This window comes from Sulfitobacter sp. UBA4523 (assembly GCF_002388305.1).
GTDB lineage: Bacteria > Pseudomonadota > Alphaproteobacteria > Rhodobacterales > Rhodobacteraceae > Sulfitobacter > Sulfitobacter pontiacus.
The window spans coordinates 1-21,079 of sequence record NZ_DGMH01000021.1; the positions used below are offsets into that span (position 1 = coordinate 1).

General features: G+C 61.6%; 25 protein-coding genes. 10 read left to right on the forward strand and 15 right to left on the reverse strand.

The genetic code is table 11. From position 1 onward, the window contains the following. Together B3849_RS04515 and B3849_RS04520 are read right to left on the reverse strand one after the other, a co-directional pair. Window positions 1–793 (reverse strand): alpha/beta fold hydrolase (locus B3849_RS04515; RefSeq protein WP_286779870.1); only part of this gene is annotated, 793 nt, incomplete at its 3' end. Beyond that, a complete protein-coding gene (locus B3849_RS04520) occupies window positions 790–1,935 on the reverse strand; it encodes an alpha/beta hydrolase family protein (protein ID WP_278425276.1) in 1,146 nt (381 codons plus the stop codon). The genes B3849_RS04515 and B3849_RS04520, both read right to left, overlap by 4 nt. Window positions 1,936–2,080: 145 nt before the next feature. On the opposite strand from B3849_RS04520, the gene B3849_RS04525 reads away from it, so the two are divergent. After that, window positions 2,081–3,454 carry an MATE family efflux transporter gene (locus tag B3849_RS04525; RefSeq protein WP_278425277.1) on the forward strand — a complete coding sequence of 458 codons (1,374 nt, stop codon included), beginning with the start codon at window positions 2,081–2,083 and terminating at the stop codon, window positions 3,452–3,454. Between the two features lie 29 nt (window positions 3,455–3,483). Here B3849_RS04525 and B3849_RS04530 read toward each other — a convergent pair whose 3' ends face one another. Continuing rightward, window positions 3,484–3,879: a hypothetical protein gene (locus B3849_RS04530; RefSeq protein ID WP_005852384.1), complete on the reverse strand. Its 396-nt coding sequence runs from the start codon at window positions 3,877–3,879 to the stop codon at window positions 3,484–3,486. A 22-nt stretch (window positions 3,880–3,901) separates the two neighbouring features. After that, window positions 3,902–5,104: a pyridoxal phosphate-dependent aminotransferase gene (locus tag B3849_RS04535; RefSeq protein WP_009826536.1), complete on the reverse strand. Its 1,203-nt coding sequence runs from the start codon at window positions 5,102–5,104 to the stop codon at window positions 3,902–3,904. Between the two features lie 89 nt (window positions 5,105–5,193). On the opposite strand from B3849_RS04535, the gene B3849_RS04540 reads away from it, so the two are divergent. From B3849_RS04540 to B3849_RS04550, 3 genes are all read left to right on the forward strand, one after another. After that, entirely contained in the window at window positions 5,194–5,592 is a 399-nt protein-coding gene (locus B3849_RS04540; RefSeq protein WP_005852388.1) for a helix-turn-helix domain-containing protein, read from the forward strand. Then, window positions 5,585–5,851, forward strand: a complete 267-nt coding sequence (locus B3849_RS04545) for a succinate dehydrogenase assembly factor 2 (RefSeq protein ID WP_005852390.1) — start codon at window positions 5,585–5,587, stop codon at window positions 5,849–5,851. The genes B3849_RS04540 and B3849_RS04545 overlap by 8 nt, the downstream gene beginning before the upstream one ends. Window positions 5,852–5,963: 112 nt before the next feature. Continuing rightward, window positions 5,964–6,464 carry a MarR family winged helix-turn-helix transcriptional regulator gene (locus B3849_RS04550; protein ID WP_037943810.1) on the forward strand — a complete coding sequence of 167 codons (501 nt, stop codon included), beginning with the start codon at window positions 5,964–5,966 and terminating at the stop codon, window positions 6,462–6,464. Here B3849_RS04550 and B3849_RS04555 read toward each other — a convergent pair. From B3849_RS04555 to B3849_RS04575, 5 genes are all read right to left on the reverse strand, one after another. Continuing rightward, window positions 6,458–7,177 carry a DUF1194 domain-containing protein gene (locus B3849_RS04555; RefSeq protein ID WP_278425281.1) on the reverse strand — a complete coding sequence of 240 codons (720 nt, stop codon included), beginning with the start codon at window positions 7,175–7,177 and terminating at the stop codon, window positions 6,458–6,460. The genes B3849_RS04550 and B3849_RS04555 overlap by 7 nt on opposite strands. Next, on the reverse strand, window positions 7,174–7,884 hold the full coding sequence (locus B3849_RS04560; RefSeq protein ID WP_278425282.1) for a DUF1194 domain-containing protein: 711 nt from the start codon (window positions 7,882–7,884) through the stop codon (window positions 7,174–7,176). Before B3849_RS04560 ends, B3849_RS04555 begins: the two co-directional genes overlap by 4 nt. 4 nt (window positions 7,885–7,888) lie before the next feature. Then, on the reverse strand, window positions 7,889–8,323 hold the full coding sequence (locus B3849_RS04565; RefSeq protein ID WP_005852400.1) for a VOC family protein: 435 nt from the start codon (window positions 8,321–8,323) through the stop codon (window positions 7,889–7,891). Between the two features lie 68 nt (window positions 8,324–8,391). Then, window positions 8,392–9,603: a hypothetical protein gene (locus tag B3849_RS04570; RefSeq protein WP_286779871.1), complete on the reverse strand. Its 1,212-nt coding sequence runs from the start codon at window positions 9,601–9,603 to the stop codon at window positions 8,392–8,394. Window positions 9,604–9,789: 186 nt separating this feature from the next. Further along, complete coding sequence (locus B3849_RS04575) at window positions 9,790–10,755, reverse strand: thymidylate synthase (RefSeq protein WP_278425284.1); 966 nt, start codon at window positions 10,753–10,755, stop codon at window positions 9,790–9,792. Between the two features lie 201 nt (window positions 10,756–10,956). Here B3849_RS04575 and thyX point away from each other — a divergent pair, with 201 nt between their 5' ends. From thyX to B3849_RS04590, 3 genes are all read left to right on the forward strand, one after another. After that, a complete protein-coding gene (thyX, locus tag B3849_RS04580) occupies window positions 10,957–11,886 on the forward strand; it encodes an FAD-dependent thymidylate synthase (protein ID WP_278425285.1) in 930 nt (309 codons plus the stop codon). Window positions 11,887–11,938: 52 nt separating this feature from the next. Next, window positions 11,939–12,850: a DUF4238 domain-containing protein gene (locus tag B3849_RS04585; RefSeq protein WP_278425286.1), complete on the forward strand. Its 912-nt coding sequence runs from the start codon at window positions 11,939–11,941 to the stop codon at window positions 12,848–12,850. Between the two features lie 711 nt (window positions 12,851–13,561). Further along, a complete protein-coding gene (locus B3849_RS04590; RefSeq protein WP_235183766.1) occupies window positions 13,562–13,855 on the forward strand; it encodes a hypothetical protein in 294 nt (97 codons plus the stop codon). A gap of 70 nt (window positions 13,856–13,925) precedes the next feature. Here B3849_RS04590 and B3849_RS04595 read toward each other — a convergent pair whose 3' ends face one another. Further along, window positions 13,926–14,132 (reverse strand): cold-shock protein, encoded by a 207-nt coding sequence (locus B3849_RS04595; protein ID WP_005852411.1) that lies wholly within the window; start codon window positions 14,130–14,132, stop codon window positions 13,926–13,928. Window positions 14,133–14,287: 155 nt separating this feature from the next. Between B3849_RS04595 and B3849_RS04600 the strand changes: the two genes are divergently transcribed. Then, complete coding sequence (locus B3849_RS04600; RefSeq protein WP_037963056.1) at window positions 14,288–14,608, forward strand: arsenate reductase family protein; 321 nt, start codon at window positions 14,288–14,290, stop codon at window positions 14,606–14,608. A gap of 3 nt (window positions 14,609–14,611) precedes the next feature. Here B3849_RS04600 and B3849_RS04605 read toward each other — a convergent pair whose 3' ends face one another. From B3849_RS04605 to thrS, 5 genes are all read right to left on the reverse strand, one after another. Further along, on the reverse strand, window positions 14,612–15,142 hold the full coding sequence (locus tag B3849_RS04605; RefSeq protein WP_037963055.1) for a DoxX family protein: 531 nt from the start codon (window positions 15,140–15,142) through the stop codon (window positions 14,612–14,614). 1 nt (window position 15,143) lies between these two features. Beyond that, window positions 15,144–15,893 (reverse strand): DNA-binding domain-containing protein, encoded by a 750-nt coding sequence (locus B3849_RS04610; RefSeq protein WP_286779872.1) that lies wholly within the window; start codon window positions 15,891–15,893, stop codon window positions 15,144–15,146. Then, the gene (locus tag B3849_RS04615; RefSeq protein ID WP_286779873.1) at window positions 15,890–16,738 is read right to left on the reverse strand and encodes a DUF692 domain-containing protein; all 849 of its coding nucleotides are present in this window, start codon (window positions 16,736–16,738) and stop codon (window positions 15,890–15,892) included. The genes B3849_RS04610 and B3849_RS04615 overlap by 4 nt, the downstream gene beginning before the upstream one ends. A 91-nt stretch (window positions 16,739–16,829) precedes the next feature. Continuing rightward, entirely contained in the window at window positions 16,830–17,132 is a 303-nt protein-coding gene (locus B3849_RS04620) for a DUF2282 domain-containing protein (RefSeq protein ID WP_278425289.1), read from the reverse strand. Between the two features lie 220 nt (window positions 17,133–17,352). After that, on the reverse strand, window positions 17,353–19,302 hold the full coding sequence (gene thrS / locus B3849_RS04625) for a threonine--tRNA ligase (RefSeq protein WP_278425290.1): 1,950 nt from the start codon (window positions 19,300–19,302) through the stop codon (window positions 17,353–17,355). 204 nt (window positions 19,303–19,506) lie between these two features. Between thrS and B3849_RS04630 the strand changes: the two genes are divergently transcribed. Both B3849_RS04630 and B3849_RS04635 read left to right on the forward strand, forming a co-directional pair. Then, window positions 19,507–20,787, forward strand: coding sequence for an MFS transporter (locus B3849_RS04630; protein WP_286779874.1), 1,281 nt, complete (start codon window positions 19,507–19,509; stop codon window positions 20,785–20,787). Window positions 20,788–20,845: 58 nt separating this feature from the next. Beyond that, the gene (locus B3849_RS04635; RefSeq protein WP_009826556.1) at window positions 20,846–21,079 is read left to right on the forward strand and encodes a hypothetical protein; all 234 of its coding nucleotides are present in this window, start codon (window positions 20,846–20,848) and stop codon (window positions 21,077–21,079) included.

The following is a 21,079-nucleotide window of genomic DNA, read 5'->3' on the forward strand; positions in this document are numbered from 1 at the left end:
CGCGGGTCAGGTCGGGGGCGTAGTCCTCAAGCCCGCGGGTCGTCTCGGGCAGCAGCGCGGTATCATCGGTGCCCCAGACCAGCAGATGCGGGCAGCGGACCTGCAACCGCGCCGGATCAAAGCTGAGCGCGTCGTCAATCGCCTCGCCCTCGGCCCCCAGTTTCAGCGGAGAGGCGCGGTACCAGTTCACCATCCCGCGCAGCCCCGCCGCATCGCGCCACGCTTCCTTGTAGCCCGCCAACGTCTCGCCCTCTAGCCAGCTCATATCCATATGCGCCGAGAACAGCCCCAACAGCCTGTCGAAATCATCCGCGGCCAGAATATCCTCTGACCCGTCACGGCGCAGGAAGTGGATGTATTGCGACGCATCGGTCTGCGCGCCGCCCTTGGCAAGCTCGCGCTGGAAGGGGGCGGGGTGGACGCCGTTCATGATGATCAGTTTCGATACCAGATCAGGCCGCCCGATGGTCAGCGCATAGGCGACAGAGGCCCCCCAGTCATGGCCCAGCAGGATCACGGGCTCGTCCCCGATCAGCGCCGCCATATCCGCCACCAGCTTCGATGTCTTATACTGCTCTACCTCGGCGGGTCGCCAGCTTTGCCCGTAGCCGCGCTGGTCGGGGGCAATGCAGTGGAACCGCTTGGCCAGCAGCGGGGCCAGATCGTTCCACGCGCCCGAATATTCGGGAAAGCCGTGCAGCATCAGCAGCTTGGGCGCGCGCTCATTGCCCCAGTGGCGGATAAAGAAAGGATTGCCGTTGATCTGGCGGGTTTCGGTCCAATGGGCGGTCATGTCGTCTTCCTTTTCGGTTTGTCCGGGGCGGGGCCGGCGGGCAAATGCTCCAGCCGCAGCCCTGCGGCGGAGCCCGGGGCGAAACCGGGCCAGTCAGCCCCGTCCAGCATCCCTGCGGTGTCGTCACCGCGCAGATGCATCCCCATAAAGGCCGCCGCATAATGTTGCGCGATATTGTTCATACGCAGCGTGTCCCAGACCGGATCGGCATAGTGCTGGAACGGTGCCCACCCCAGCAGATCCGAATGCGCCCAGCTTTCCAGCGGGGCAGGGATCGGCGCGGCGGCATTATGGCCCGCGTTGATAAAGCTCAACAAATAGCGGTCGCTGGCGCACCCGGTGAAGAGGCGGCGCATCGCGGCATAGTCTGATACATCGTCGACGGTGCCGGCCATCATGAACAGTGGCGTGTCCATCTGCGCCAGCCCATCGGCATCCCACATCGCCTGCCCGTTGCCCCAAGGGCCGATGGGCATGATCGCGCACAGCCGCGGGTCGCGCAGGGCGGCGTGGGTCTTTGACCCCGCAAGATGCCGCGCAAGGCTGTCGCCCTCGGGCGCGCGGGGATGCTGCAACGCCGTCTCGGCCAGACCGGCCCCGCCAAAGATCATCGCCCCGTAACCGCCCATGGAATAGCCGATCAGCCCGACACGGCGACACGCCACCAGATCGCCCAAGGGGCCCGTCAGCGCCTCCATCGCGTCAATCACCGCGCGCTGGTCCAGCGGACGGTTCAGCAACGTCACCCCGAAGGCCTGCTGATCCTCGTAGGTACTGCCCGCGTGATCCGGTGCCGCCACGACAAAGCCTTGGCGCGCAAGGGATTCCGCCAGATGGCTCAGCAAAAAGCGGTTCCCGGGATACCCGTGCGAGATCACGATCAACGGCGCAGAAATTCCCGTGGCGACAAAAGCCTCGCGGCAGGCCGACCCGTGCAACACAGTCGGCGTCACACCGTCGCGCAGCAAGGTGGCATAGGACGTCCCCGCACCCGTGCCTTTCGCCGCCGGATACCAGACCTCTAGCGTCAACTGGCGCGTGTCGGACACAGGGGCGGTCAGGGTGGTCACGCCGACGGGATGGGGGCCACGCTGCGCCAGCGCTGGCGCGTCGGGGCGCAGCAGATCGATGCGGTTGTGCAAGGCGGTATCCTCCCAACTTCGTTGTCGCGACTGTGGCGCGGCCAGCCGCGGGGTGCAAGCCCGCCCGACCACGCAGACCGCCGCGCTGCCTTCCCCTAGGTCATCGGCTCTTCCCCTTGCGGGCAGGGCGGCGTAGGAAAGGCGCATGACACAGCAAATGACATATCCGGGCCACGCCCGAGCCATCACCGTGATGGGGCTTCCGCTTGTAGGCGGGCATCTGGGGCAGATCGCGATCGGGGTCTCCGATACGGTCATGGCGGGTTGGTACAGCGTAGAGGCGCTGGCCGCTGTCACCCTCGCCAGCACCTATTTCTTCGTGCTGCTGATCTTTGGATCGGGCTTTGCATGGGGCGTGATGCCGCTGGTCGCCGCCTTTGACGCCGAAGGCGACGAGGTCGGCCTGCGCCGCGCCACCCGTATGGGCATGTGGCTGTCGATGGGCTTTGCCGTGCTGGCGCTGCCGCTGATGATCTGGTCGCGGCCGATCATGGCGTTGATGGGGCAGGATCAGGCGCTGGCCGATATGGTGGACGGCTATCTGTTCATCGCTGCTTGGGGCATCTTCCCCGCGCTGATGGTCATGGTGCTCAAAAGCTACCTCGCCGCGCTGGAACGCACACAGGTCGTGCTCTGGATCACGCTGCTGGCGGGCGTCGCGAATGTGCTGGCCAATTATGCGTTCATCTTCGGCAACTGGGGCGCGCCAGAGCTTGGCGTGCGCGGTGCGGCCATCGCCTCTGTCACGTCGCACAGCGTGTCGCTGGTCGCCGTGGTGATCTACGTGCTCTGGAAAATGCCGCAACACCAGATGTTTGTCCGCCTCTGGCGCCCCGATTGGGAGATGTTGGCCCGTGTTTTCCGCCTTGGCCTGCCCATTGGGTTCACGGGGCTCAGCGAGGTTGGGCTCTTTGCCGCCAGCGCCGTCATGATGGGTTGGCTGGGCACTGTGGCACTGGCTGCCCACGGCATCGCGCTGCAACTGGCATCAATCACCTTTATGGTGCACCTTGGTATCAGCAACGTGGCCACGATCCGCGCAGGCAATGCCTATGGCCGCCGCGACCCCGCACATCTCGCGCGTGGCGCGATTACCGCGACGGTGATGTCGGCGCTGGTCGCAGTGTTGACGATCTTTGTCTTCGTGATGTGGCCCGAACCGCTGATCAACCTGTTCATGCAACGTGACGAACCCGCGCGCGACCAGATCCTTGTGATCGGGGTGGGGCTGCTGGCGATGGCGTCGCTGTTCCAGCTTGTCGATGGCGCGCAGGCCGTGGCCTTGGGCATTCTACGCGGAGTGCAGGACACCACAGTGCCGATGCTCCTTGCGGGCTTCAGCTATTGGATCGTGGGCATGCCCGCGTCGTATCTGATGGGCTTTGTCTTTGACCTAGAAGGCGTAGGCGTCTGGCTCGGGCTGGTCTTTGGCCTTGGCGTGGCGGCGATCCTGCTGAACGCGCGCTTCTGGGGCAGCGTGCTGAAACGTCTGGGGCCAACGGACCCCGCAGCCGCGTAACACCACCTCCTGACCGGCAGCCGCTTCGCCTAGGGCAGCCGGTCGGCCTTCTTGCGTACCAACGTGCTGCGCAGATCATGCATCGCCAACAGCAGCGCGTCCGTGACGGCATCAAGCTGGTCGTCCGTAGCCTTTGACTGCACCCACTGCGTTGTCAGGTTCAGATAATCCACCGCACGGTGAATATCGTCGATGTCACGTTGCGCCAGCACCTGTGCGCGCTCGGTCATCCACTGGCGGATACGTTCCAGATCGCCGTCCGACAGCACGCGATCGCCTTGGGGTTTGATTTCGCCGTTGCGGATATTCACAACGGCGATCTGGTCCATCTCGATCCGCCGCTGACGGTTCTCTGCATCCACGCGAAACACCGCCGCGCCATTCTCGCGCACGCGAAAGTAATACTCTGGCAGGTCGCTCGCCATGGGGGCTCCTTTACGGTCTGGCTTAGCTCAGCGCGGCGCAGAACTGCTGCAAACGGGTGCAGGCTTCTTTCAGCGCCTCGTCCGAGGTGGCATAGCTGATGCGGAAGTTCGGGCTCAGGCCAAAGGCCGCGCCAAAGACGACGGCAACACCGGTGTCTTCCAGCAGCGCCGTGGCGAAAACCTCGTCATCGGTGATGGTGACGCCCGACGGGGTGGTCTTGCCGATCAACCCTGCGATGGACGGATAGACATAGAACGCGCCCTCGGGTTTGGGGCAGACGATGCCGTCGATCTCGCTCAGCATATCCACCACCAGATTGCGACGGCGGGTGAACATCTTGTTGTTCTCGGCGATGTAATCCTGCGTGCCGTTCAACGCCTCCACCGCCGCCCACTGGCTGACGGTGCAGGGGTTCGACGTGGATTGCGACTGTACCTTGCGCATCGCGCCGATCAGCTTCTCCGGCCCCGCCGCATAGCCGATGCGCCAGCCGGTCATGGCATAGGCTTTGGACACACCGTTGACCGTCAACGTGCGGTCATACAGCGCGGGCTCCACCTGCGCGGGGGTGCAGAATTTGAAATCATCATAGGCCAGATGTTCATACATATCGTCGGTCATCACCCAGACATGGGGGTGACGCATCAGCACATCGGTCAACGCCTTCAGCTCATCCCAGCTATAGCCCGCGCCTGTGGGGTTCGAGGGCGAGTTGAAGATGAACCATTTCGTGTTGGGCGTGATCGCCTCTTCCAACGCCTCTGGGGTCAGCTTGAAATCATTCTCCAGCGTCGCGGGGGCAATCACCGGCGTGCCGCCCGCCAGCAGCACCATATCGGGGTAGCTGACCCAATAGGGCGCGGGGATCACGACCTCTTCACCGGGGTTCATCGTGGCCATCAGCGCGTTGTACAGGATCTGCTTGCCACCGGTCCCGACGCTGACCTGAGACGGCGTATAGTCCAGCCCGTTGTCGCGCTTGAACTTGGCGCAAATCGCCTGCTTCAGCTCGGGGATGCCGTCCACGGCGGTGTATTTGGTCTTGCCCGCGGTGATCGCGGCGATACCGGCGTCCTTGATGTTCTGCGGCGTGTCGAAATCCGGCTCTCCGGCACCCAGCCCGATCACATCCTTGCCTGCGGCCTTCAGCTCGGCTGCTTTTTGGGTCACGGCGATGGTGGGCGACGGTTTTACGCGCGCAAGGGTCTTGGACAGCAGTTCCATTTCGGCCTCAGTTTGATATGTGTGCAGCACCCTCATAGGGCGCACCCCCGCACCGATCAAGCCAGATCGGTCCAAACAGGAGAGACGCAATGGCCGAGAACGAAGACTGGTACGCATCCGACGTGGCAACCTTTGGCGACCGGGTCGCCGCCGCGCGCGAGAACGCGGATATGACGCAAGCCGCGCTCGCCAAGCGGTTGGGGATCAAGCAATCCACCCTGCGCGGCTGGGAAGACGACCTGTCCGAACCCCGCGCCAACCGCCTGTCCACGCTCGCCGGGGTCTTGGGCGTGTCGATGATGTGGCTGATCAACGGCGAGGGCGAAGGTATCGACGCCCCCGATGACACAGCCGCCACCGACGCCAATATCAAAGAAGCATTGATCGAACTGCGCGACATGCGCGCCGATCTGTTGAAACGGGCCGAACAAATGGGCCGTCTCGAAAAGAAACTACGCCGGATTTTCAAAGGGAACACCCATGGCTGAGCTGCACGAACACAAGGTCAAACGTCTGCATATGCGCTCCATGCGGCGAGGTATTAAGGAAATGGATCTCATTTTACCTTCTTATGCCGCAACCCGTCTCGCGACGATGGATGACGCGGCATTGTCGCTCTATGACGACATGCTAAGCGAGAATGATCACGACCTTTATCAATGGGTTACGGGGCAAACACCTGCGCCCGAACCCTTTACCGCGCTGATCGCGGACATCCAGACCCATCTGGCGGCAAACCCGCTTTAGGCGCGGTTTCCCCTGTGGATGTCGGCCCCCGCGCGCCGACATCCGTCCGGTTTAACGATATATTTTATTTTTATCTTCAGCTTCCGCCCCAATCGCAATGTCGGAGTTGAATATGAGTATCCAAAACCCCATCCCCATCCCCCCGTCAGAGGCGGGATTTATGCAAAGCTACCTCGATGCGCTCGGGCTGGTCGAACGGCTGCACCGCCTGCTGCTGGACGTGATCAAGGATGAATTCGAACGCGTCGGCGTACTGGACATCAACGCCGTGCAGGCGCTGCTGCTGTTCAACATCGGTGACAATGAAGTCACCGCCGGAGAGTTGAAAAGCCGCGGCTACTATCAGGGCAGCAACGTCAGCTATAACCTGAAAAAACTGGTGGATATGGGCTATATGCACCACCAGCGCTGCCAGATCGACCGCCGCTCGGTACGGGTGCGGCTGACCGGCAAGGGGCGTCACATCAGCGGAGTCGTGTCAGACCTGTTTGGTCGCCACGCCAGCGGGCTGATGCACAAGGGCGCGCTGGGCGCATCGGGCATGGATGACATCACCCGCGCGCTCAAACGGATGGAACGCTACTGGACGGACCAGATCCGCTATATCTACTGACCGCGCAGGGCGGGCGGGGCTTCGTCAGCCAGTTGCGCCAGCGACAGCACCGCCAGCTCGCGCAACAGCTTGGTGGTCATGGCAGATTGATAGGCATCAAACCCCGCGGCGGGCAGGGCAAAGGCACCGGGGCCGGTGATCACCTCTGCCATGAAATACCCCGTCAGCGTGCTGTCCTCCTCCGTCGCTTCGACCACCAGCGCGTTCACCGTCAACTCACGCCCGGCAAGCTGTCGTTTCACGTCACGGGGGCGGGGCCCAAGGTTGGATATCCCGTCGCCCGAGATATCAAGCGTGTGCTTCAAACATGCGGGCCGCTGCGCCAGATAGGCCGCCCCCGCTGCCACCGCCACGCCAAGCGCGGTGCCGGGCGACGCGGCCGCGCGCTCCACCTGTCGCAGCCCGTCGATCAGCTCTTGCAGGGCAGCGGCATCCCTGATCGACCGCCAAGGGGCAATAACGCGCTGGTCTGTCGGGCCGCTCCATTCATAGACCAACAGGGACACCGGTGCCTCCGGTGCCGACAGGATCGCCGCGCGCACTGCCGGATCGTCCAAGGCCCCGGCAACCCCGTCCAATTGCAAGCGGTACTCCCGCGCATCGACGGACCCCGACACATCCAGCCCCAAGGCCAGGGCCTGCCGGCACTCCGCCACGCCAGCCGACGCCCAAAGCGTCGCGCCGACAAGGGCCGCGACCCCCGCGCGGATCATCCCGCGTCCTCGACCACGGGCAGGCTGCCAATCGCAGGGGGCGTCAGCTCGCGTTCCAGCTTGATCCGCATGGCGCGTTCAAAATCCTCGAACCCGTTAGCGATCACCAGAAACGCACCGGGGCCGTGCAAGACCTCGCGTTTGTAAAAGGCGATCAGCCCTGTCTCGGCCTCGAAATCGGCGGCATTCACCACCAACCCGTTGACCGTCACATCGTCAAAATCAAACGACCGATAGGCCAGCGGCGGGCCAAAACCCTCGTTGTTCTGACCGTCCCCCGCCAGATCAATTGTCTTGTATAAACAACGCGGCGCCCGCGCCATGACCGCCGCACCAAACCCCAACGCATAGCCCATGGCCGTGGGGAAATCATTATGACTGCGCTGGCTGCCCGCCACCACGCCCGCCGCGCGCGTCAGATCGTCGGGCGAGTCTATCATCTGCCAGTCGAGCACGATCTGTTGGTTATAGCGCCCCGACCATTCATAGACGGCCAGCGCCACCGGAAGATCACTGGCGAAAAACGCCCGCCGCACCGGGTCTGACAGCAACGCGGCGGCGGTGCCGCCACGCTGCAAACGGTCCTCGACCGCATCAACCGAACTGGACACATCCATCGCCAGCAGCAGCGCCAGCCGACACTCCGCCGCCGCAAGGGCCGCGGGTGCGACGCCCAGCGCTGTGGCAAGGAAGGCCGCCCGGATCATCGGCTTACCAATGGCCGGTGTTTTCCATGCTGGCCCAGGGTTCTTGCGGCTCCAGCCGGTCCCCTTCTTGCAGCAATTCGACCGACACATTGTCAGGCGACCGGATGAACGCCATATACCCGTCGCGCGGAGGACGGTTGATCGTGATCCCGTTCTCTTGCAGCATCTTGCAGGTTTCATAAATGTTTTCAACGGTATAGGCGAGGTGCCCGAAATGACGGCTGTCATCGGGCAGCGCGTCATCGCCGTCCCAGTTATAGGTCAGCTCCACATCCGCATGGCCGTCGTCCTGCCCGGGAGGGCACATGAAGATCAGCGAAAACCGCCCATCCTCATTGTCGATCCGGCGGCGCTCTTTCAGGCCCAGCAGCTCGTAGAAGGCTTGCGATTTCTCCAGATCCTTGACGCGCACCATCGTGTGCAAATATTTGATCGGCATGGGTTGGCTCCTTTGCTTTCGTCTTCGACCTGCAGGGTAGCACGGCTGGCGGCGGTTGCCAGCGGATGTCAGAATTTTGACTGAAATCCCAATGAGACGGAAAACTCGCTCGTTTCGAACCGGCTGACATTGGATCGGGTCCGTCCGGCGCGTAAAGTGACACTGGGCGCAAACCCCGCATAGTCCACATCAGGTAACATGATGTTGACGTCAGCATAGGTTGCGTAGTCTTGCTTGCCACCGGGGACATCGAAAACCGCAAAATAGGTGTCGTAGTCGGTTTTTCCCAAGGTTAATCCCGCGTTCACAACCGCCGGACCGATTTGATCGGCGAAGCTATAGCTTAACCGTAGGGACGCGGCTTGCGAGGCATAGTTGACGAAGTCGCTGTCGGTCTCGCGTAGATTGACGGAAACGCCGATACCATCACCCCAAGCGAGCCTGTGTTGGGACCCTACAATCAGGGACACGGTGTTACTGTCAAAGTAACTAGTTCGTTCACTAAACCGTTTTTCTAGCGTCGCGCCCATGGAAACCGAAGTCGAAGCAGACAGCTGCCAGCGGCGACCGACGCCAACACGCATGAATGAATAGCTGCGGTCGCCTCCCGACCAGTATTCGCCAAGCGATCCGGTTACATCGGCGCTTCCGCCCGCCGCGCCGACCGCGAAGGACTGCCGAAGTGAAACATCTGCATAGGTCGCTCCGAAATCACTGTTACGTGCTTCAGGTGCCAAATCATGCGACCCGCTATCAAGCGCCACACGTTGTACAAACAGGCGACCCGAAAGATCCGTCCGCGTCTTTTGAGTGCTCCGCAAACGGTACCCGACGACCGCGTCGACGGTACCGACGATACCCGATAGGGCCTGCGCCGATCCGCTAAGCCGCCCGGTAAACGGCAAGCCGTCGATCACCTGCTGTGCGGTGTCAGCACCATTGTTGACATTGCTAGAGGGCTTCACCCCGCCTGTAATGGAGAAGCGAAACGGATTTTCACGCCGCACACGGGCATAGTCACGCGCAAGCTGCTCTTCTATCTCCGGGGTCGGGGCGTTTTGAACGGCACGTCTAAGCCAAAGCTGAGTGAGGGTCGGGTGCCCTTCTGCAAAGGTCAGCCGTGCTGCCAGTTCCGCGGCCTGAAACTTCTGTACCCTGGTGTCCGCATAGCGGTAGGCGCGGGCCGCAGACTTTCGCCCATCCGTTCCGTGACCCATATCTGCATGCGCTGTGGCAAGAACGTAATGCGCATACGCCGAATGCGGATCCGCGATCAGCAACCCTTGCGCGATCTGCGACGCCAGAGCAGGGCGTTCACCCTTCAGCGCATGGACTGCCAATGATCGGGCCTCTGGCAGGGACAACGCGACTGACTGCTCTGCCGCGACAGGATCACTGTTCAGCAGGCAGAGCCCGGCCACTGCACAGCCGATGGCGCAATTGGCGAAAGACACGAGACAGCCGCTCTATCGCTGGGGCTGATTGCAGATCGCGTCTTCACCGGGTTGGCCACATTGGGTCAGGACAAACGCGCCATACTCGATCGGTGTGCCCGATCCGCCCAGCGCAATGTGGTTCTCGGCGTGGATCACACCAGCAACTTCCGTGGCACCCGTGCCCCCGAAAATACCGCCGTATTCGCCGACCGCGCCGTTAGACTGTGACGCGGTCCCGAAGAAAGAGCCGTCGTCCGCGATGCCAGTGCTGTCCAGCGCGATGTTCTGCGCCTCGAAAGGGGTGGCGGAGTTGGGATCGTAGGTGCCGCCTGTATCAAAGTCGGTCACCTTGCGTTCATAGATGATCCCTGTAACCGCCGCGTCGGTAAAGTCGCCGGTCAGAACCACTTTGCCCGTCACTTCGGCGGCCTGACGCGACAGGGTGTCGGGGTTAGTTCCGTCTGCAACCGGTGCCAGATCTTCCCCGGACCCGGCACCGTTCAGCAACCCGATGTAATTCCCCGCATAGGTCACCAGCCCGCCCTCGGACTGCGTGCCCGGTGCGACCGGCGCTGAATACGAGGTGTTGGAATATCCAGCGCCCGAAAAGACCTGCTCGAATTGCCCGCCCGTCATCACCACAGCGGCGCGGGTGCCATCGATGCCCTTCACATACGCGGTGACGTGGCGGTCCAGCGACCCGTCCTGCGCGGTGTAGGCTTCATATCCGTTGCGGTCCAAGCCGGGGCGGCGGCGATAATTGGCGGTGAACGCGCTATCATCTGCGGTGATACCCGTGATCGACAGCGTCTGGGACGCCGGATCATAGCTAAAGCTCTTGAGGTCCTTCGCCAGTTCTGCGGGAATGGCACTGGCACCCGTGCTCCCGCCGGTGCCCGTGCCCGTATCTGCCCCCGTCTCGCCGTTAAACGGCGTGCCACTGCCACATGCTGCCAAAAATACGCACAGCGCCAGCGCTGATGTCCCGAATTTCATAACTGTCTGCCTCGAAAATTTCTTGTTGATTGCCGCGACAGTCGCCAATCGCGCGCCCTGCTGTCAACGCTCCACCGCGTGTCGCCTGCATTTGCCGACAAAGTGCTACCCAAAAACAATACCGCATATGGCGGTTCCGGTGGCCTGCTGCCGCAGATATAGTAGACCCCGAATCCACGCCCATATGACAGGACGCCCCCCATGCCGATCAGCCCCGACCAACAAGCCGAAATCGACGCTCTGCGGGCAGAGCCGAAACAGACCCTGCGCGCCGTCTCCGAAGGGATGGAGTCCCATCTCTACAAGGCCATTCCCGTGCTCGACCACGGCTTTGTGCGCGTCATCGACTATATGGGCGACGATGCGGCGATCTGTCAGGCGGCCCGCGTCAGCTATGGGCGCGGCACGAAATCGGTGCAGAACGACGAAGGGCTGATCCGCTACCTGATGCGCCACTGGCACTCCACCCCCTTCGAGATGTGCGAGATCAAGCTCCACGTCAAACTGCCCGTCTTTGTCGCGCGCCAGTGGATCCGCCACCGCACCGCCAACGTCAACGAATACTCCGCCCGCTATTCGATCCTGGACCGCGAATTCTACATCCCCGAGCCGTCCCATGTGAACGCCCAAAGCGTGGTGAACAATCAGGGCCGCGGCGGTGTTCTGGAAGGGGCAGAGGCCGCCCGTGTGCTCGAAATCCTCAAGTCCGACAGCAACCGCGCCTATGACAATTACGAGGCGATGATCGCCGAAACCGGCCCCGACGGCGAACCGCAGGACGGTCTGGCACGAGAGCTGGCGCGGATGAACCTGCCGTCGAACATCTACACGCAATGGTACTGGAAGGTGGACCTGCACAACCTGTTCCACTTCCTGCGTTTGCGCGCCGATGCCCACGCCCAATACGAGATCCGCGTCTATGCCGATGCCATCTGCAACGTCGTCGCCGACTGGGTCCCCGCCGCCTACCGCGCCTTCGAGGATTACCGTCTAGGTGGCGCAACTATGTCCAATACAGCTCTTGAGTGTATCCGCCGGATGGTGAAAGGTGAGGAGGTCACGCAGGAGACCTCTGGCATGAGCAAGGGGGAGTGGCGGGAGTTTATTGGAGTTTTGAACGACCCCGCATAGCGGGGTCAAAAGGCTCTGTTATTGTGTGCCGCATGCAGTTAGGGCTGTCTTAATGTCGAATAGAAGTAAAGTTCATCACTTTCTCCCTCGCGTTATGCAAAAGTCATTTTGCTTTCGCGACAATGAGATTTGGTACGCGGAAAAAAAGACAGACGGAAAGTTTAAGTCCCCCGAGCTAACTTCTACAGAAAAAGCGTTTCAAATTTCTAATTACTATAGCATCAGGATCAATGGTGAGCTTTCAGATGTAGCTGAAACTAAATATTTTGGGAGAGTGGACAACTTATTAGGTTCACTTATTCCAGATGTTCTAAGCTCATTTGATCGTGGCGAGGTGCCTGTGTTTTCTGAAGATTACCTCTCACTTCTGCATGACCTTGTCTATGTCATGATAAAAAGGACGCCAGAGTTCCCGCTGAATTACAAGGACTTAAACGCTGGGAAGGAAATCGTTCGTGAGGCTATCGATAAACTTGGAACATGCTATGAGGATCAGGTTCTGCGTGAAAAGCTAGTTCTGGAGCTAGAAGACCCAGTTGCTTTGAGTAGCTATGGACGCGATGTTAGGGTCGGGGCGATAGTACGGCCATCCGAGCGAGTTAAACGGGCTATGAGTAATCTTGTCGTACGGTGGGCGGTAAGTCGAAGTAAGCATTCATTCATTCTTTCAAGCAAAATCGCGTATCGCATAGGGAATGGCGGTTCAAATGGTTTAAGTAATCCAAACATGGAAATCTGGATGCCGATATCCCCCAAAATATCGATGGTGTTACTGCGCGATCCAACTAACAGCATTCCCTCCATTTACGTTGATACGCCTACCCACATAAGAAAAGTGAATGAGTTTGCTGCACAAAACAGTGGGAGAATTGCGTCTAAATCTCAAAAATTAATTGAATCTCTCACTGGAGTTAAGTCTCGCTTCGGAACTCTTCCTATGAGCGAGCGCGGTAAAATAGTTTGAATAGGGTGTGTTCACTTTTATTTGGCTGCATCTGGTAGCGAGCCCTTCTTTGGGTAACTGTTGACGTTATCACATACCCAATCTCCGATTGGGCAGCGCCCGAACCGCCCCCACGGGGCGGGCGCTTCGCTTCCACCCCTCGGTTCGGGCGCGGCGGTCCCTGTTTAGGTCAACGCATACATCCCCGGCGAAATGCTTGCGCATTCCGCGTTCGAGACTTTGAACAGTCCACTGGACTGTTCAATCCGGCTATGCCGGACCGTCTCTCACCCCCACACACGGGGCGGGTCAGCAGTTGCAAAGCATCCGCGTCACCGACAAAGCGAAGGCTTGCCTTCGCGGAGCAGGCGCTTCGCTTCCTGCCCCTCGGTTCGGGCGCGGCGGTCCCTGTTTAGGTCACCTCACACACCTCCGGCGAAATGCTTGCGCATTCCGCGTTCGGCCCTTTGACCCGTCCACTGGACTGCTCAGTCCAACCAAGCCGAACCACGCCTCACACCAGCGAACGCACGCCACCGCACGCCAGTCTAACCAAAAATAAACCAACAATAACAATTACTTAAGTTACCCATGGGTAACCCGAGCCCCGCTCCGCAGCCCGCGCCTCTGCCGCCACGCCGTAGCAGCAACACACCCCTAGGGGGCAAAAAGGCTAGACTTGGCCGCTGACACTGGGCAAATTAAGGGAAATTGAAAATAACGAGGGATATTATGCGTCTAACAACAGGAATGATGGCCGGATTGGGTCTGATGGGCGCGGTTCTGCTGCCCGCGCAGGTCTCGGCAGAGCCCAAGATCTATGCCTACCCGTCCTCGGCCAACTATTGCCCCGCAGGGCTTCAGCCGATCACCATTTCCGGTGTCATCTGCTGCGGCACGCCGAACACCAGCACCAGCTACCAGCAGATGATGGCGCACCCCGCGCCGAAAAAGCACAAGGTGCGGCACTATACGCCGCGTCCCGTCACCTATTCCTGCGTGCCGGGGGAAAAGGGCTGCCGCTAAGCCGCAGCCCCGCGTGCCGCTGCCCGCAAGACGACCAGAAAACCCGGTGTCCCTTGGGCATCGGGCTTTTTTACAGCAGTTCCAGATCCGTCGCCATCTGACGGCCATCGCGGCCCTCGGACATCTCGAAAGACACTTTCTGCTCGTCCGCCAGTCCGGTCAGCCCCGACCGTTCCACCGCAGAGATATGGACAAACACATCCGATCCGCCGCCCTCCGGCGCGATGAACCCGTATCCTTTGGTGGTGTTAAACCATTTGACTGTACCCGTTGGCATTTCTCAACGCTCCTCATTAATCGCTGTCACAGCGTCGAAAAATTGCTTTCGCCGCCTTACGCGATAAAAGGTTGTTCACCCGCGCCGGAAATCAAGAAATTTCGCGCTGCCCGATTATCTTAGGACATATGAAACCCCAAAAAAGTGAGGTGAGAATGCTGATCTACGGTCTGAAAAACTGCGATACCTGCCGCAAGGCGATCAAGGCACTGCCCGACGCGCAGCTGGTCGATGTGCGCAAGGACGGTGTCCCCGCCGACGTGCTGGCCCGCGCCCACGCGCAATTCGGCGCGGCGCTGGTCAACACCCGTTCGACCACATGGCGCGGTCTGGACGACGCGGAACGCGGTGCCGATCCGCTAGAATTGCTCGCGGCCCATCCCGCCTTGATGAAACGCCCCCTGATCGCGGTGGGGGAGGATCTGTTCCTCGGCTGGAACGACGCGACAGAGGAAAAGGTCAAAGCCGCGCAGTAACCCTCAGCGGCGGCGCGCCAGCAAGACGCGATCCAGCGCAACCGGCCCGCCGCCCTTGACCACCAGCACCACCAGCAGCAGCACCCAAAGCCCGCGTTGGTCCAGAATGGTCCCGTCCGGCAGGCGGTCAAACCACTGGCCAAGCGCGCTCCATTGCCCGTGGCCGTATAGATCGGTGAGCGATTGCAACACCACAAAGCCGATCATCCCCAAGGCCGCAAACCGTGTGAACAGCCCCAACACGATCAACGCGGGAAGCACGAACTCCGCCAACGTCCCCGCATAGGCCACCAGCCCGTGCCACGCCGATAGTGCAGTCGCGTCATAGCCCGCCGCCTCGAACGCGCGGGGGAAGATCTGGACATAGGCACCGGTGCTCAGCGTGAACAGACCGTCAAGCTTCGTCACGCCAGAGGTAAAGAAATACTGCGTCAGCACCGCGGCGAACAAAAACCGCGCCAATGTGGGCAGCAGCCAGTCTTGCGCGGTGATCCAGCCGGTCGCGCGATCGTAAAGGGTGAGAGTCTTCAGCATCTTATCCGCCGTTCTTTGCGCAAAAAGCGCCGGTTGCAAAGCACAGGCCCAAAGCCGCGCCAAGGTCGAAATCGGGGTGCGTGGCCAGCGCGATGTCATGGGCCTGATCAAGCGTGGCACCCCCAGCCAAGGCGGCGAACCATGCGCCGCCGCCGGCGGGCAACAGATGCGGGGCGGGGTCGAAGTCGGGACGGGTGATCAACACGTCCTGCGCCTGCATTTGCGGCTTGGGGGCATCCGCCTGCATGTTGAACCGCCAGATGTCATACAGCGGCCAGTCAGAGCGGAGCAACACCGTCGCGGGGGCGGGGGGCAGCTGCGCCTGCATCATCGCGTCGGGCGCAATCTGCTGGAAGGCGGCAAGGTCAAAGGGCGCGCTGTCGGCGGCGTGATAGGACCGGCGGAGTGCGAGGTCGAGACGGGCGCAATCGGGCAGGTAACCCATCTTTGACAAAGCCGGTTGCGCGGCAAGAAACTGCGGAAAATCAGCGCCATAGTGCATCATTAACGGAGAGCTCGGCGGATGCGCACGCACAAAGGCGGGGGCGATCTGGTCGAAGTTCTGCGTGCCCAGAATCCTGACCACCAAGGGAAAGGCGCTGTGCAGCGCGCCGATCAGCGAATGGGTGACGTTGTTGCGGTAAACGTCATAGCGCGTGTCAGCGGGCGCGCCAGCGGCACCGCGCAACCCTTCGGGGCGGTCCTGCGTCGGGTCCAGCAGGGGTGTCCGAAACCGGTGCAGCGTGGTCATCGGGCCAGCACATCCGCCGCACGCTCTGCCTCGGCGCGCAGGGTCGGCCAATCGGGAACATCATTGTCCCATTCCACCAGCACGGGCTTGGGGCCGGTGCGGTCCAGCGTATAGGCTAGCAGATCCCAAACGGGGTCGACCACGGGGCGGCTGTGGCTGTCGATCAGCAGCGGCTGGTTGAAACCGACGCTGTCTTCCTCGTGACCGCCGACGTGAAGCTCGCCCACGGCGTCTACCGGATAGGCGTCGATATAGTCGCGCGGGGAGAGGGCGAGGTTTTTCGCTGAAATGAAGACATTGTTGACATCCAGCAATAAACCACAGGAGGTCCGGTGGGTTAGCTCGGCCAAAAAGGCAGTTTCAGACAAGGTGGATTCATCAAAGGCGAGGTAGCTGGAGGGGTTTTCCAGCAGCATTTGACGCCCGATTGTGTCTTGCACCTGACTGATGTGATCCGCCACGCGGGACAGGGTGGCTTCGGTATAGGGGAGGGGCAGCAGGTCGTTCAGAAACTCGCTGTCATGGGTAGACCATGCAAGATGTTCGGAGAAACTGGCAGGGTTTGCCCAGTCACAGAGCTTTTTCAAACGGGCGAGGTGGTCGCGGTCCAGTGGCATTTCGCCACCGATGCTCAGCCCGACACCATGAACGGAGAGGGCGAATTTTTCGGACAGGGCGCGCAGCTGTGCCAGCGGGCGGCCGCCATCGCCCATGTAATTCTCTGCATGGATTTCGATCCATTCAACTGGACCAGGATCGTCTTGCAGGTCTTTGAAATGCTGGGGTTTATAGCCGACGCCCGGGCGTGCGGGCAATGTGTCGAAACGGGTGGCACCGTCTAGCATAAGAGGCTCCCTATCCGAGGGGTCGTGTAAAGGGGCCTGCGCGGCGGCATGGGGCGTGCCGCGCAGGCGAAGGGTTTAAGCCGCTAAGGGCTTAGGCTGGCAGGTCGCGGTCCAGCGCTTCGAGAGAGCCCATACGCTCGGACCCGTCGGCCATTGCGGGCAGTTCCATGTCGGTGCAGGTGCCTGCGTCAACCAGTTTCCAGGCGTTGCCCTGGTAGTCGGTGACGGATGTGCCAGCGCATGTGGTGCCCGGGCCTGCGGCGCAGTCATTCTGACCGGCAAGCGCCACGCCGTAGCATTTTTCTTTCGACGCGGCGTTTGCTGCGGTCGAATGTGCGGACATTGCAGCGGCAACTGCGCCTGCAACGGCGAGTGTTTTCATTGTGTTGGACATTGGTGTTTCCTCCTGAGGTTGGTTGCTTGTCGATAAGGACATTAAGCCGCGTGGGGTGCGACAAAGCTACTCACATCGGAGTGTGTCACGGAGGCGTCAGAAAATCGCCGGTTTTTTTGTAACAATTCGCGAGATTCCAGCGTTGGGAGGCGCAATTTTGAAACATAGTTACATGTTCGGGGCGCAAGATCGTTGCGCCCCGAGAGGTTTGTTACAGTTTTCAGCCGCGCAAATCGGGCGGTGTGGCTTCGATGCCCAAGGCGTTCGCCACATCCGACAGCGCCTGAACCGAGGTCTGCTTTTCCCCCAGACGGCGGACGGACACGGTTTTCTCTTCGACTTCGCGCGCGCCGACCGCAAGGATCACCGGCACTTTGCCGACCGAATGTTCACGGACCTTGTAGTTGATCTTTTCGTTGCGGATATCGGCCTCGGCGCGGACGCCTTGGGCCTTGAGGGTGGCGACGACCTCGTGCACGTACTCATCCGCCTCGGAGGTGATGGAGGCGACGACGACCTGACGCGGGGCGAGCCAGAAGGGCAGCTTGCCCGCGTGTTCTTCGATCAGGATGCCGATAAAGCGTTCGAACGACCCCAAGGTGGCGCGGTGCAGCATGACGGGGCGGTGTTTCGCGCCGTCCGATCCGATATAGGTCGCGTCCAGCCGTTCGGGCAGCACGAAGTCCACCTGATGGGTGCCGCACTGCCAGTCGCGGCCGATGGCGTCGGTCAGCACGAATTCCAGTTTCGGGCCGTAGAACGCGCCTTCGCCGGGGTTGAGCGTGGGTTCGATGCCTGCCTTGCGGGTGGCCGAGAGCAACGCCGCCTCGGCCTTGTCCCAGACCTCGTCCGAGCCGGAGCGTTTTTCGGGGCGGTCAGAGAATTTGACGCTGAAGTTTTCGAAGCCGAGGTCTTTGTAGATGCCCGACAGGAATTCGATGAACTTGGCGGTTTCGGCTTCGATCTGGTCTTCGGCGCAGAAAATATGGCCGTCATCCTGTGTGAAGCCGCGCACGCGCATGATCCCGTGCAGCGCGCCCGAGGGTTCATAGCGGTTGCACGATCCGAATTCGGCCATGCGCAGGGGCAGGTCGCGGTAGGATTTCAGACCCTGGTTAAAGATCTGCACGTGGCAGGGGCAGTTCATCGGTTTCAGCGCGTTGACCGATTTCTCGCGGGCGTGTTCCTCGTCCACTTCGACGATGAACATGTGGTCTTGGTATTTCTCCCAGTGGCCGGAGGCCTCCCAGAGTTTACGGTCCACGACCTGCGGTGTGTTCACCTCGACATAGCCGCCGGCGCGTTGCTTGCGGCGCATGTAGTCTTGCAGCTGGGTGTAGATCAGCCAGCCGTTGGCGTGCCAGAAAACCTGTCCGGGGGCCTCTTCCTGCATGTGATAAAGGTCCATCTCGCGGCCCAGCTTGCGGTGGTCGCGTTTGGCGGCCTCTTCCAGCATGTTCAGGTGGGCTTTCAACTTTTCCTTGCCGGTGAAGGCCACGCCGTAGATGCGTTGCAGCATCGCGCGGTCGCTGTCGCCGCGCCAGTAGGCCCCCGCGATGGACATCAGTTTGAACGCGTCGCCCGGCACTTGGCCGGTGTGTTGCAGGTGCGGCCCACGGCAGAGGTCTTGCCAGTCGCCGTGCCAATACATGCGCAGCGGTTCGTCGCCGGGGATGCTGTTGATCAGCTCGACCTTATAGGGTTCGCCGTTGTCCTCGTAGTGCTTGATCGCGCGCTCGCGGTCCCAGACCTCGGTCCGGACGGGGTCACGCTTGTTGATGATTTCCTTCATCTTCTTTTCGATCAGGCCAAGGTCTTCGGGGGTGAAGGATTCCTTGCGGTCGAAGTCATAGTACCAGCCGTCCTTGATGACGGGGCCGATGGTGACTTTTGTGTCGGGCCAAAGCTCTTGCACGGCGCGGGCCATGATGTGGGCGAGGTCGTGGCGCACCAGTTCGTTCGCTTGCGCTTCGTCGGCCATGGTGTGGATCGCGATGCTGGCGTCCGCGTTGATCGGCCATGCCAGATCGTAATGGGCACCGTCCACGGTGGCGCTGATCGCTTTCTTGCCAAGCGATTTGGAGATGTCGTTCGCCACGTCGCCCGCAGTGATACCTGCGTCGTACTGACGTGCGTTGCCATCGGGAAGGGTGAGGGTGATCTGGGCCATCTGGGCCTCCTCGTCGGTTTGGCGCCTACGAGACGCCCGGTTGCGGGTTATATGTGTCCGGCCTGTTTGGCGTCGGTGGTCTGGCTTGTCAATATCGCGGTGGGGCGCGCGGGCGCGGCGTGTGAAATGTGGCGCCGTCCTTTCCTTGGGGGCGCGGTGCCATAGATAACATCAGATTAACGGACAGCGACGGGACGCGAAGACATGCAGGATGATGTGGCGCAGCGGGCGTTTGAGACGCTTTCAGGGGCAGAGGGCGACGCGCAGGACCTGTCGTCCCATGCGCAAGAGGCCGAGGCCCCGAACGCCCTGCGCCATATCGCCAGCCTGACCATGACCAAAGTGGCTGACGGGCTGATTGACCCCAAGCTCATGCTGTCGTGGCTGCTGACGGCGCTTGGTGCGCCTGCGGTCTATGCCGGGGCGCTGGTGCCGATCCGCGAGGCGGGGGCGCTGTTGCCGCAGATCGTGATGGCGGGCTGGGTGCAGGCGATGGCGCGGCGCAAATGGGCGTGGGTCGCGGGATCTGCGGGGCAGGGCATTTTCGCGGCGTTGATCGTGCTGGCGGCGCTCACGTTGGACGGATCAGCGGCGGGGCTGGCAATTTGCGCGGCGCTGGCGGGGCTGGCGGTCAGCCGTGCAGCCTGTTCGGTGTCGTATAAGGATATCCTTGGCAAGACCGTGGGCAAGTCGCGGCGCGGGTCGATCACGGGCACGGCGGGGTCTGTCGCCTCTGCCGGGGTGCTGGTGCTGGCGCTTTTGCTGATGTCGGGGTTGGTGCAGGATCGCGGCGTGGTGATCGCGGCGATCGGGCTGGCGGCCGCCCTATGGGGCGGGGCGGCGCTGTTGTTTTCCACGCTGGACGAGGCCAAAAGCGAGGGCGGCAAGGCGACGCCTGCCAGTTTCTCTATCCTGAAGGAAGACGCGAACCTGCGGCGGTTCATTCTGGTGCGCGGGCTGCTGGTCGCCACATCGCTCGCGCCGCCGTATTTTGTGGTGCTGGCGGGGGGCGAGGATCAATCCGCCCTTGGCCAGCTTGGCGCGCTGGTGCTCGCCTCGGCCTTGGCGTCGCTGTTAAGCTCGTACGTCTGGGGGCGGCTGTCGGATCAATCGAGCCGCCGTGTGCTGATGTTGACGGGCATTGTCGGGGCCTTGGCGATGGTCGGTGCGGTCGTGCTGGCGCTGCTGGGGATGGCGACGCAGATCTGGGCCATGCCGCTGGTGCTGTTCATCCTGATGATCGCCTATCACGGGGTGCGGCAGGGGCGGTCTACCTATCTGGTGGATATGTCGCCCAAGGACCAGCGGTCGGCCTATGCCGCCGTGTCCAACACGGTGATTGGCGGGCTGCTTTTGGTCGCGGGCGTGGCGGGGGGCGGTGCCGCGTTGATCGGGCCGGTGGCAACGCTGGTTCTATTCGCAGTCATGTCCGCAGGGGCCGCGATTGCGGCGCTTGGGCTGCGCGAAGTCGAAGCGGCGGATTGATCGTCGGGGCGGCGGGGCGTATGACTGGGGCGCGCATTTGATCCAAAGGGGTTCGCCCATGTCCAAACACAACCGCAACTTCGAGCTGACGATCAGCGATATCGACCTGATCGAGGCAGCGCTACATGTGACCAAACGCGATCTGTCGATGGATGCGCTGGACGAGACCGCATCGATGCTGCCCGCCGATGCCGCCAAAGACAGCCTGCGCCGGATCGACGATCTGCTGGGCCGTCTGCACAACCAGAAAATCTTTTATCGCCCCGCCAAGGGCACCTATCTGGGGGGCTGA

Coding starts and splice junctions, on each gene's coding strand:
- B3849_RS04550 (WP_037943810.1), top strand. CDS start 5,964: ATGAGTATCCAAAACCCCATCCCCATCCCCCCGTCAGAGGCGGGATTT.
- B3849_RS04525 (WP_278425277.1), top strand. CDS start 2,081: ATGACACAGCAAATGACATATCCGGGCCACGCCCGAGCCATCACCGTG.
- B3849_RS04635 (WP_009826556.1), top strand. CDS start 20,846: ATGTCCAAACACAACCGCAACTTCGAGCTGACGATCAGCGATATCGAC.
- B3849_RS04615 (WP_286779873.1), bottom strand. CDS start 16,738: ATGCTAGACGGTGCCACCCGTTTCGACACATTGCCCGCACGCCCGGGC.
- thyX (WP_278425285.1), top strand. CDS start 10,957: ATGCCGATCAGCCCCGACCAACAAGCCGAAATCGACGCTCTGCGGGCA.
- B3849_RS04585 (WP_278425286.1), top strand. CDS start 11,939: ATGTCGAATAGAAGTAAAGTTCATCACTTTCTCCCTCGCGTTATGCAA.
- B3849_RS04630 (WP_286779874.1), top strand. CDS start 19,507: ATGCAGGATGATGTGGCGCAGCGGGCGTTTGAGACGCTTTCAGGGGCA.
- B3849_RS04575 (WP_278425284.1), bottom strand. CDS start 10,755: ATGAAATTCGGGACATCAGCGCTGGCGCTGTGCGTATTTTTGGCAGCA.
- B3849_RS04590 (WP_235183766.1), top strand. CDS start 13,562: ATGCGTCTAACAACAGGAATGATGGCCGGATTGGGTCTGATGGGCGCG.
- B3849_RS04600 (WP_037963056.1), top strand. CDS start 14,288: ATGCTGATCTACGGTCTGAAAAACTGCGATACCTGCCGCAAGGCGATC.
- B3849_RS04545 (WP_005852390.1), top strand. CDS start 5,585: ATGGCTGAGCTGCACGAACACAAGGTCAAACGTCTGCATATGCGCTCC.
- thrS (WP_278425290.1), bottom strand. CDS start 19,302: ATGGCCCAGATCACCCTCACCCTTCCCGATGGCAACGCACGTCAGTAC.
- B3849_RS04530 (WP_005852384.1), bottom strand. CDS start 3,879: ATGGCGAGCGACCTGCCAGAGTATTACTTTCGCGTGCGCGAGAATGGC.
- B3849_RS04535 (WP_009826536.1), bottom strand. CDS start 5,104: ATGGAACTGCTGTCCAAGACCCTTGCGCGCGTAAAACCGTCGCCCACC.
- B3849_RS04610 (WP_286779872.1), bottom strand. CDS start 15,893: ATGACCACGCTGCACCGGTTTCGGACACCCCTGCTGGACCCGACGCAG.
- B3849_RS04605 (WP_037963055.1), bottom strand. CDS start 15,142: ATGCTGAAGACTCTCACCCTTTACGATCGCGCGACCGGCTGGATCACC.
- B3849_RS04595 (WP_005852411.1), bottom strand. CDS start 14,132: ATGCCAACGGGTACAGTCAAATGGTTTAACACCACCAAAGGATACGGG.
- B3849_RS04560 (WP_278425282.1), bottom strand. CDS start 7,884: ATGATCCGGGCGGCCTTCCTTGCCACAGCGCTGGGCGTCGCACCCGCG.
- B3849_RS04540 (WP_005852388.1), top strand. CDS start 5,194: ATGGCCGAGAACGAAGACTGGTACGCATCCGACGTGGCAACCTTTGGC.
- B3849_RS04565 (WP_005852400.1), bottom strand. CDS start 8,323: ATGCCGATCAAATATTTGCACACGATGGTGCGCGTCAAGGATCTGGAG.
- B3849_RS04620 (WP_278425289.1), bottom strand. CDS start 17,132: ATGTCCAACACAATGAAAACACTCGCCGTTGCAGGCGCAGTTGCCGCT.
- B3849_RS04555 (WP_278425281.1), bottom strand. CDS start 7,177: ATGATCCGCGCGGGGGTCGCGGCCCTTGTCGGCGCGACGCTTTGGGCG.